Here is a 9,424-nt window from a genome sequence, read left to right as displayed (position 1 = left end):
AACCGGCCGCCCATGATGGGCGGCCGGTTATATACGTGCGTTAAAGTTCGATGCTCTGACCGTGCTCCAGCAGCACCTTACCGGAGCAGGAGAGCCGGTCGGCCTGAGTGCGGTTGTACTGGTAGCTGGGGTCGGTGTGGATGGGGATGGTGTGCTTGCCGCTGATGCGCTTGGCGCAGGTGCTGGCCTCAGCGGGGTCCATGTTGTAGACGCCGTCTACGGGGAGGAGGACCCAATCCAGCTTCCGGGGCGCCAGGACGCTCATATGGGGCATGGTGGAGGTGTCACCGGCGTGGTAGAGGGTGATGCCGTCCATGGTGAGGATGTAGCCCACGCACTCCTTGGGATCGTGGTTGCGGTTGCCGGCGGGGACGGTCTGGATGTGGACGCCGGCCACGTCGAAGTTGTGGTACTGGCCGCCCGCCAGGGCGTCGGCGGAGCGGATGACCACGCCGTCGGGCTTGAGTGTCACCTTGCTCAGGTCGTTGTGGTCCCCGTGCTCGTGGGTGACGAGCACCAGGTCAGCGGGCAGGTCGTAGCCCTCGCCGGCAAAGGGGTCGATGTAGATGACCGCCCCGGCCCGGGTGGTGATGCGGCAGCTGGCGTGTCCCTGAAAGAGCAGTGTTGCCATGGTAATACCTCCTTGTGTCACAGCCTTTGTTTCCGGAAACAGAATGTCACGGCGAAGAAGATCGCCAGGTAGAGGGTGATGGAAGCGCCCGCGGAGGAGCCGATGTAATACGAGGTGAGCAGTCCGGCGATACCGGCGGCCAGTGCGGACAGAAGGGAGATGAGGTGGTACTGCCGCATGTTCCGGGCCACGTTCCGGGCGGCGGCGCCGGGGAGGACCAGCAGGGAGTTGATGACCAGCAGGCCCACCCAGGTCATGGTTACGGTCACCACCACGGCGATGGCGGCCGAGAAGAGGGCCTCCTGCCAGAAGACCCGGATGCCCCGGCTGTCGGCCAGGGCGGGGTGGACGGAGGCGAGCATGAGCTGGTTGAAGGAGCACACCCACAGCACGATCACGACCAGCAAAATGAGAGCCATGAGGCCGATCTTCACCGGCTCCACACTGAGGATGTCGCCGATGAGGAGGGCATTGTACTTGGTAAAGCTGCCGCCGCCGAAGGTGGCCAGGAAGATGCCCAGGGCCACGGCGGTGGAGGAAAAGACGCCGATGACGGTGTCGCTGGCCAGACTGGTTTTCCGACGGACATAGGTGAAGAGAAGGGCAAATCCAACGGCAAAGAGGATGGCCACCCACATGGGATCTACCCCGGCAAAGAGCCGCCAGGCAGAGGCCAGGAGGGTGCCGATGGCGATGCCGGTGAAGGCGGAGTGGCCCAGGGCGTCGGAGAAAAAGGACATGCGGCTCTCCACCACCATGGTGGAGAGGATACCGAAGAGGGGGGAGATGACCAGAACCGCCAGCAGGGCATTTTTCATGAAGTACATGGAACCCGGCTGGGCCCAGTCAAAGGGGAGCAGGTCCACAATGGTATACCACAGCTCCATCAGCCCACCCCCCTTCCCAGCGTCAGGTGAAAGACCTCGCGGAACTCGGGGGAGGTGAGGACCTCGGCGGGTTTGCCCGCCTTGAGGACCGTGCTCTGGAGGAGGATGACCTTGTCGGCGTACTCCTCCAGGGTGGCAAAGTCGTGGGTGGAGAGAAGGATGGAGAGGTCGTACTGAGTGCGCACCTCGTCCAGCATGTCCAGGAGCTGCTTCTCCCCTTCGATGTCCACACCGGAGAGGGGCTCGTCCAGGATGAGGATGTGGGGGACCGGTTCCAAGGCCATAGCCAGCAGCACCCGCTGGAGCTCGCCGCCGGAGAGGGCGCCGATGCGCTTGTCGATGAGGCCCTCGGCGTGGACCCGGCTCAGACACTCCGCCACCCTGGCGCGGAGCCGCTTGGGGGTGGGGAGAAAGACGGGCCAGTCCGAGATGGAGGCGGAAAAGAGGTCCAGCACGCTCACCGGGTCGCCCCGATCGAAGGAAGGGGACTGAGGTACATAGCCGATGAGGGGGCGGGTGTGTTTGCCGCCCGCCTGCTGGAAATCGATGGTCCCCGTGTGGGGAAGCTGCCCCAGAACCGTTTTGAAAAGAGTGGATTTGCCTGCGCCGTTGGGGCCGATGAGAGCGGTGATCTCCCCACAGTGGAGGTGGAAGTCCACGTCGTGGAGGATGACCTGGTCCCCGGCGGTCACCCCCAGGCCCTCGGCCCGGAGACAGCAGGCCCGGGAGCACCCCGCCCCGGCGGGCAGGTCGTCGTGCTTGTGTACGCTCATCCCAGGGCCTCCAGTATGGTGTCGATGTTCTGGTTCATGGCGTCGACGTAGGGTTGGATGCCGCTGCCGTCGCCGCTCATGACCAGGTCCAGCTGCTCCACGCCGCAGCCGGTCTCCCGGGAGATGGCCTGGGCAGTGGCGTCGGAGCCGTTCTTCTCGGTGAAGATGGCGGGGATGTCATATTCCCCGATGAGGCCCACGATCTCCTTGATCTCGGCGGCGCTGGCCTCGGCGCCCTCCTCCTCCTCGATGGCCTTCAGCAGGTCCAGGCCGGTGGCCCGGGCAAAGTACTGGAAGCCGTCATGGAAGGTGATGAGAGGCTTTCCAGAGAGCTGGGAGAGCTTGTCGGCGTCATAGCCCAGTGCGGCGTCGGCCGCGGCCCGATTGGCCTCATAGGTCTCCTGATGGTCGGGGTCCAGGGCGGACAGCTCTCTGGAGATGGTCTCCAGCATGATGGAGACGTTCCCCTCATCCATCCAGATGTGGGGATCGTACTCGGTGTCGTGGTCGTGGCCCTCATGGCCCATGGCTTCCAGGAGCTCCACCCCCTCGGAGCAATCGATGACGGGGGCATCGGAGGTGGCCAGGGCGTCAGACATGAAGTCCTCCAGCCCCACGCCGTTCATGACAATGACGTCGGCAGCCTCGATGGCCTTCATGTCGTTGACGGTGAGGGTGTAATCGTGGAGACAGGAGATCTCTTCCTGGATGAGACGGGTGACCTCCACCCCTTCCACCCCCTCAGTGACGGCGGTGGTAAAGAGGTAGACCGGGTAGGTGGTGGCCAGGATGTGAATGGTATCGTCGGCCTCCACCGGCGCGGGGGTGGCCGCCGTCCCGCCGCCGCATGCGGTGAGCAGGAGCAGGCCGGAGAGAAGCAGAGAGAGCATGGTTTTTTTCACGGGAACACCTCATAATGGTTTTGATTTTCTGACAGTATATATTATACCTCATCGCTGGGCATTTGTAAAACAAAAACGCGGGCCGGATATGCTCCGGCCCGCGTTTGGTGTGGGGAAATTATTTGGCGTAGTAGTTGATGAGGCAGCCCGCCAGGACGATGTCCCGCTCCTCCTGGGTCATGCCGGGGAGGGTGAGGGTGACGTTCTTCTCCTGGCCGTTCTGGATGAGAACAGCGGGGATGGACTCGTCCCCCCGCTCCAGGGCGGCCCGGACCCCGGGGATATAGAGCTGGTCGCCGGGCTGGATGTTCCAGTCCTTCACGCCGGCGGCCTGGAAGGGCAGCATGCCCCAGTTGACCACGTTGGAGCGGTAGCGCTTGGTGGCGAACTCGGCGCACAGGTTGGCGCAGCCCCCCAGCACCCGCTGGCAGGAGGCGGCCTGCTCCCGGGCAGAGCCGTCGCCGGGCTTGAGGGCCATGATGAAGGAGCCCAGGCCGGTGGTCTTGGGGTCGTGACCCATGAGGGCGTCGGTGACCTGGCCGGCACGGCGCTTGGCCTCCTCGGCCTGGATGGCCTTGGCCCGGGGGACGTACTGGGGGTCCTTCCGGGAGAGGGCGAACTCGGAGAGACGCAGGGGGTTGGACCGGTAAGAGGAGGTCTCGCCGGAGGGGATGAGCTCGTCGGTGGTGGTGACGGGGTCGTAGATGGCAGCGGCGGCGGTGAGGAGCAGGTTCTCGGGCAGGGGGATCTGCTCCGGCCAGTCGGCGATGTTGGGGCCGTAGACCAGCTCGGTGTCCGGCTGGGCCTTGCCAACGCCGAAGTAGACCCGGGCCTTGTAGGCGGAGTCGTCATAGGCCCAGCTCTCGTCGGGGCGGTCGGCGGGCACGTCGGGCAGTTCGTCGGCGGCGGTAAGGATGCCGCCGTTGCGGGCGGTGGCGGCGATGCTCCGGGCGTCCATGAGGGCCACATAGGAGATCTGGCCCTCGCCGGGCTTGGAGCCCTCCCGGTTGGGGAAGTTACGGGTGGAGTGGCGGATGGAGAAGCCGCCGTTGGCAGGCACGTCGCCGGCGCCGAAGCAGGGGCCGCAGAAGCAGGAGCGGATGGAGGCGCCGGCGGCCATCAGGGAGGCGATATAGCCCTTCTTGGTGAGCTCCAGGTTGATGGGCATGGAGCCGGGGTAGCAGGAGAGCCAGAAGGCGTCGGAGCCGATGGGCTGGCCGTTCAGGATCTCGGCAGCCCGGACCAGGTTCTGGTAGATGCCGCCGGAGCAGCCGGCGATGACGCCCTGGTCCACATGGAACTGGCCGTTCACGATCTTGTGCTCCAGGGGGGCGGCGTTCTTGACGCCCAGCTGCTCGGCGGCGTCCACGTCCACCTGGTGGAGAAGGTCGGCCATGTTGGCCTTGAACTCCCGGATGGTATAGGCGTTGGAGGGGTGGAAGGGCAGGGCGATCATAGGCTCGATGGAGGACAGGTCCACCTCGATGACGCCGTCGTAGTAGGCGCCCTCGGCGGGAGCCTGGGCCTTATACTGGTCACCCCGGCCCAGGGCGGCGAGGTGGGCCTTGGTGTAGTCGTCGGTGGACCACACGGAGGAGAGGCAGGCCGTCTCGGTGGTCATGACGTCGATGCCGGAGCGGTAATCCATGGAGAGATTGGCCACACCGGGACCAAAGAACTCCATGACGGAGTTTTTCACGATGCCGGCCTTGAAGGTGGCGCCGATGAGGGCCAGGGCCACGTCCTGGGGACCCACGCCGGGCCGGGGAGCGCCGGTGAGGTAGATGGCCATGACCTTGGGGTAGGCGATGTCATAGGTCTTGCAGAGGAGCTGCCGGGCCAGCTCGGGGCCGCCCTCGCCGATGGCCATGGTGCCGTAGGCGCCGTAGCGGGTGTGGGAGTCGGAGCCCAGAATCATCCGGCCAGGGGCGGCGTAGCGCTCCCGCATGTAGGAGTGGATGACGGCCTGGTGGGCGGGGACGAACTCACCGCCGTACTTCTTGGCGGCGGAGAGGCCGAAGACGTGGTCGTCCTCATTGATGGTGCCGCCCACGGCGCACAGGGAGTTGTGGCAGTTGGTGAGGACGTAGGGCAGGGGGAACTCCTTGAGGCCGGAGGCGCGGGCGGTCTGGATGATGCCCACGTAGGTGATGTCGTGGGAGGCCATGGCGTCGAAGCGGATGGCCAGGCGGTCCATACCGTCTAGGGTGTTGTGGTCTTTCAGGATGCCGTAGGCCATGGTGCCGGTCCGCTCTGCGGCGGGGCGGGGTGAGGTGGACACGAAGGCGCCGCCCTGGAAGAGGACGGGGGACTGGGTGATCTTGATCATATTTGAAATACCTCCATCGGTAGAAAATGCGTCTCCGCGGCAAAACGCCGGGAAGGATAAACCATTAAAATTATAGCATAAAGGGGGGGGGAGGACAAGGCTTTACCTTGGTGTAGAGGCAGAAAAAGCCCGGGACCCGCCGGTGTGATTGCGCTGGCAGGTCTCGAGCATCAGTTAAAAAGATTCGATTTCTATTTTGACCGCATACGGCATATGTTTTTAAAAGCAACCGCTTTCTTGGGGCGGGGTCATAGGTCTGGATGGGATCTGGGAAAGAACCTCATCCAGATGCGCCGAGCGTACCGACAGCCCGGTTGGATATTCCCGACCATCCTGGAAGCGTGTGAGCTCACCGTTGGGACAGACGCCGGACAGACAAGCGGTGTGAGAGATGTAGGCGTCCGTATAAAGATTGTCCAGATAGTAGTCCAGAACCAGGGTAGGGTAGCGCTGCTCGATCCGGGAGCGCCGGGCATACTGGTAGACCTGAGATCCGCACTGAGCGGGACAGTCCTGGCCCGCCACGCAGATGCTGCCGATGCCGGCCAGGGGGGAGAGCTGATCCGCCCACTTGCCGGAGGCGATATCCAAGGCCTCGTCGGGGCTGTCATAGGTCCGATAGAGGAAGTAGAGGGCGCCCTCCTGACGCAGCTGGGTGGCCAGAGACTGCCACTGCGGACCTTCGCTGCTGATGCCGAGCATCAGGTTTCGGGGGACCGTGAGGGACTGAATGACGTTGGCATCCGTCTGTTCCGGCGGAAGAAAGAGGAAGAAGGCACAGTCCTCCGACGCTGTGACCGCGTCCAGGGCGGTAGAGATGGAGCGGCCCATGCCGTCTGGAAAGAGAAAGTAGGTGTAAATCCCCAGCTTCATTCCCTCACGGATGATCCGGATCAGGATATGGGCGTCCAGATCCTCGGGCCCACCACCGATGTGGAGGGTCAGAGACCAGGGAATGCTCCAGGTCTGGGTCTGTTCCAGGGTGCGGATCTTCTTGGTGCCGACGGTGAGACAGTTCCATCCGAAATTGATACCGAAGGTCTTCAGACGCTCGCTGTCCGCCGACCGCACCGCGTTGCACACCATAGTATAATAGGGGCTGTCCTCCTGTTCCAGCATGCGGCGAATCATGGTAAGAAATTTTTTTTGGTAGGGACCGGCAGCCGTCACATCGCCCAAGTCAGCCAATCTCCGGATACCGCGCCGGGGATCGCGCCGGATGTCACGCAGGCTCCGGTCCACAACAGATTCTACCACAGCGCGTTTGAATGCGTCTTGATCCATTTGCTCCCCTCCTGGAAACGAAAACTGGGTCCCGCAGAGCAGCCGTCACATTTTTACCGATATAAATGTGCGCGACAAAAGGCCGTGCGAACAAGACGCATGGCATTGACCTCTGGGACATTACAGTAGCTCTATCATAAAAAGCGGGCCGGCGGAAGAAAAGGGACAATTTGGCTGAAGTGTCCCGAAAGGTGACAATTTTGAGAAGTGTCGAAAAATGTCTCACTTTTCTCAGCCTGTCCCATGACATCGAAGGTGCACCCGCTTTAAAATGAAAGCAAACAGAAAACTCCAAGGCAAATCTGAGAAGCGGCGGAGCAGGCAGAGAAGAAATGAGGTTGATCATAATGAGCATTGCAGAGAAAGCCAAGAGCGCTGCCATCAGCGCGGCTGTCACCCAGGCCCTTTCCTATTTGGAAAAAGATCCCGAAACCAATATTCCCAAGGTTATGAACCTGGTGGATAAGCTGGTCCCCGAGGACTGGTACGTCGCGCAGCGTCAGGCGTTCCGCAAGTCCATCGAGGAGAAGAACCATTGGTATGACCTGATTATGAAGGTCTACGCCCTGGACCCCGGTGTGCGGAAGGCGTTTTTTCGCAACTTCATCGTCAATGCCAGCCTTCAGGGCAGCGCCACCCAAGAGGAGGTCGCCCGGAAGGAGAACTGCAACGTGCCCTGGGCCATCCTGCTGGACCCCACCAGCGCCTGCAATATGCACTGCACCGGCTGCTGGGCGGCTGAGTATGGCAACCGGCTGAACCTGACCTTTGAGGAGCTGGACTCCATCGTGACCCAGGGCAAGGAGCTGGGCACCTATATGTACATCTTTACCGGCGGCGAGCCTCTGGTCCGCAAGACCGACATCCTGAAGCTGTGCGAGAAGCACAGCGACTGCGAGTTCCTCTCCTTTACCAACGGCACCCTTATCGACGAGGACTTCTGCCAGGAGATGCTGCGGGTGAAGAACTTTGTCCCCGCCATCAGCCTGGAGGGCTTCTCCGATGCCAATGACGGTCGTCGCGGCAGCGGTGACTTTGAGAAGGTCATGCACGCCATGAAGCTGCTGAAGGACCACAAGCTGCCCTTCGGCATCTCCACCTGCTATACCAGCCAGAACTACGCCGACGTGAGCAGCGAGAAGTTCTACGACATGATCATCGAGGCCGGCGCCCTCTTCATCTGGTTCTTCCACTACATGCCCGTGGGCAGCGGCGCCGCCACCGAGCTCCTCCCCACCCCCGAGCAGCGCACGGAGATGTACCGCCGCATCCGCGCCTTCCGCGGCTCCAAGCCCATCTTCGCCATGGACTTCCAGAACGACGCCGAGTACGTGGGCGGCTGCATCGCCGGTGGCCGCCGGTACCTGCACATCAACGCCCGCGGCGATGTGGAGCCCTGCGTGTTCATCCACTACTCCAACGTGAATATCCGTGACTGCAGCCTGCTGGACGCCCTGAAGTCCCCCATCTTCATGGCCTACCACGATGGTCAGCCCTTCAACCAGAACATGCTCCGCCCCTGCCCCATGCTGGAGAACCCGGAGAAGCTGCGGGCCATGGTCAAGGCCACCGGCGCCAAGTCCACCGACTACGAGAGCCCCGAGGCGGCGGATACCCTGTGCGACCGCACCACCCCCTACGCCGAGAACTGGAAGGCCACCGCTGACCGGCTGTGGGCCGAGAGCGGCCACGACTGTGGCGCCTGCGCCGGCTGCGCGAAAGAGTAAGCCATGGCCTACCGGATCTTTACCGACGCCACCGCCGATCACAGCCCGGAGATGATGGTGGGGTTCCCAGAGGTGACCGTCCTCCCCATGGAGGTGATCCTGAACGGGAAGAGCCGGATCTACGGGCCGGGCGGAGATCTGGATGTGGCGGAGTTCTATGCCGCCCTGCGGGGAGGTGCTACCGCCAGCACCACCCAGATTCGCCCTGATGTATATTTCAAGCATTTCACCCCCTGTCTGGAGGCGGGTGAGGACATTTTGTATCTGTGCTTCACCTCCGGCATGTCCGGCACCTACCAGACGGCCCGGATGTGCGCTGAGGAGCTGCGCGAATCCTTCCCGGAGCGTACCATCCGCTGTGTCGATACCCTTTGCGCCTCTGTGGGCGAGGGTTTCCTGGTCCGGGAGGCGGCCCGCAAAATGGCCGAGGGCATGGACCTTGACGAGCTGGGCGACTGGGTGGAGGCCAACCGGCTCTCCGTCTGCCACTGGTTCACGGTGGATACCCTGGAGTTCCTGCGCCGCGGCGGCCGTATCTCCACCGCCGCTGCGGTGGTGGGTACGGCGCTCCAGATCAAGCCCATGCTCCATGTCTCAGAAGAGGGAAAGCTGGAGGTGGCCGAGAAGCTCAGAGGCGGCCGTCGGGCCATGTCCGCCCAGCTGGGGCGGATGAAGAAGGGCTGGGAGCCCTCCATGGGTAAACTGGTGGTCATTGGCCACGGTGACAGCCCGGAAAAGGCGGAAGAGCTGAAAGCCCTGGTACACGAGGCCTTCCCCGACAGCGAGATCCAGACAGCCCCCATCGGTCCGGTCATCGGTACTCACACCGGTCCCGGTATGCTGGCCCTCATCTTCTGGGGCGGCGAGCGCTGACAACTTGGAAACAAAGAG

8 protein-coding genes are annotated in these 9,424 nt (G+C 63.0%); 2 read left to right on the top strand and 6 right to left on the bottom strand.

Features of this window, described 5'->3' with window-relative positions; genetic code table 11:
* Window positions 1-40: 40 nt before the first annotated feature.
* From Q0K15_RS09605 to Q0K15_RS09580, 6 genes are all read right to left on the bottom strand, one after another.
* The gene (locus tag Q0K15_RS09605; RefSeq protein ID WP_294515632.1) at window positions 41-631 is read right to left on the bottom strand and encodes an MBL fold metallo-hydrolase; all 591 of its coding nucleotides are present in this window, start codon (window positions 629-631) and stop codon (window positions 41-43) included.
* Window positions 632-648: 17 nt separating this feature from the next.
* A complete protein-coding gene (locus tag Q0K15_RS09600; RefSeq protein ID WP_294515631.1) occupies window positions 649-1,518 on the bottom strand; it encodes a metal ABC transporter permease in 870 nt (289 codons plus the stop codon).
* Complete coding sequence (locus Q0K15_RS09595) at window positions 1,518-2,291, bottom strand: metal ABC transporter ATP-binding protein (RefSeq protein ID WP_294515630.1); 774 nt, start codon at window positions 2,289-2,291, stop codon at window positions 1,518-1,520. Before Q0K15_RS09595 ends, Q0K15_RS09600 begins: the two co-directional genes overlap by 1 nt.
* Window positions 2,288-3,193 carry a metal ABC transporter substrate-binding protein gene (locus Q0K15_RS09590; protein ID WP_294515629.1) on the bottom strand — a complete coding sequence of 302 codons (906 nt, stop codon included), beginning with the start codon at window positions 3,191-3,193 and terminating at the stop codon, window positions 2,288-2,290. The genes Q0K15_RS09595 and Q0K15_RS09590 overlap by 4 nt, the downstream gene beginning before the upstream one ends.
* Before the next feature lie 118 nt (window positions 3,194-3,311).
* Window positions 3,312-5,522, bottom strand: a complete 2,211-nt coding sequence (locus Q0K15_RS09585) for a hydratase (RefSeq protein ID WP_294515628.1) — start codon at window positions 5,520-5,522, stop codon at window positions 3,312-3,314.
* 219 nt (window positions 5,523-5,741) lie between these two features.
* Window positions 5,742-6,806 carry a hypothetical protein gene (locus Q0K15_RS09580; RefSeq protein WP_294515627.1) on the bottom strand — a complete coding sequence of 355 codons (1,065 nt, stop codon included), beginning with the start codon at window positions 6,804-6,806 and terminating at the stop codon, window positions 5,742-5,744.
* A 347-nt stretch (window positions 6,807-7,153) separates the two neighbouring features.
* Here Q0K15_RS09580 and Q0K15_RS09575 point away from each other — a divergent pair, with 347 nt between their 5' ends.
* Together Q0K15_RS09575 and Q0K15_RS09570 are read left to right on the top strand one after the other, a co-directional pair.
* The gene (locus Q0K15_RS09575; protein WP_294515626.1) at window positions 7,154-8,533 is read left to right on the top strand and encodes a radical SAM protein; all 1,380 of its coding nucleotides are present in this window, start codon (window positions 7,154-7,156) and stop codon (window positions 8,531-8,533) included.
* Window positions 8,534-8,536: 3 nt separating this feature from the next.
* Window positions 8,537-9,406 (top strand): DegV family protein, encoded by an 870-nt coding sequence (locus tag Q0K15_RS09570; protein ID WP_294515625.1) that lies wholly within the window; start codon window positions 8,537-8,539, stop codon window positions 9,404-9,406.
* Window positions 9,407-9,424 lie beyond the last annotated feature (18 nt).

The sequence above is a fragment of the uncultured Intestinimonas sp. genome (assembly GCF_944387245.1).
In the GTDB taxonomy this organism is placed as follows: Bacteria; Bacillota; Clostridia; order Oscillospirales; family Oscillospiraceae; genus Intestinimonas.
The sequence above is the reverse complement of the archived record's forward strand: the minus strand, read 5'-3'. Positions and strand labels throughout refer to the sequence as shown.

What these genes read in the sequence shown, in the direction of transcription:
- Q0K15_RS09595 (WP_294515630.1), bottom strand. Translation starts at nt 2,291, where the DNA reads ATGAGCGTACACAAGCACGACGACCTGCCCGCCGGGGCGGGGTGCTCC.
- Q0K15_RS09605 (WP_294515632.1), bottom strand. Translation starts at nt 631, where the DNA reads ATGGCAACACTGCTCTTTCAGGGACACGCCAGCTGCCGCATCACCACC.
- Q0K15_RS09580 (WP_294515627.1), bottom strand. Translation starts at nt 6,806, where the DNA reads ATGGATCAAGACGCATTCAAACGCGCTGTGGTAGAATCTGTTGTGGAC.
- Q0K15_RS09570 (WP_294515625.1), top strand. Translation starts at nt 8,537, where the DNA reads ATGGCCTACCGGATCTTTACCGACGCCACCGCCGATCACAGCCCGGAG.
- Q0K15_RS09600 (WP_294515631.1), bottom strand. Translation starts at nt 1,518, where the DNA reads ATGGAGCTGTGGTATACCATTGTGGACCTGCTCCCCTTTGACTGGGCC.
- Q0K15_RS09575 (WP_294515626.1), top strand. Translation starts at nt 7,154, where the DNA reads ATGAGCATTGCAGAGAAAGCCAAGAGCGCTGCCATCAGCGCGGCTGTC.
- Q0K15_RS09585 (WP_294515628.1), bottom strand. Translation starts at nt 5,522, where the DNA reads ATGATCAAGATCACCCAGTCCCCCGTCCTCTTCCAGGGCGGCGCCTTC.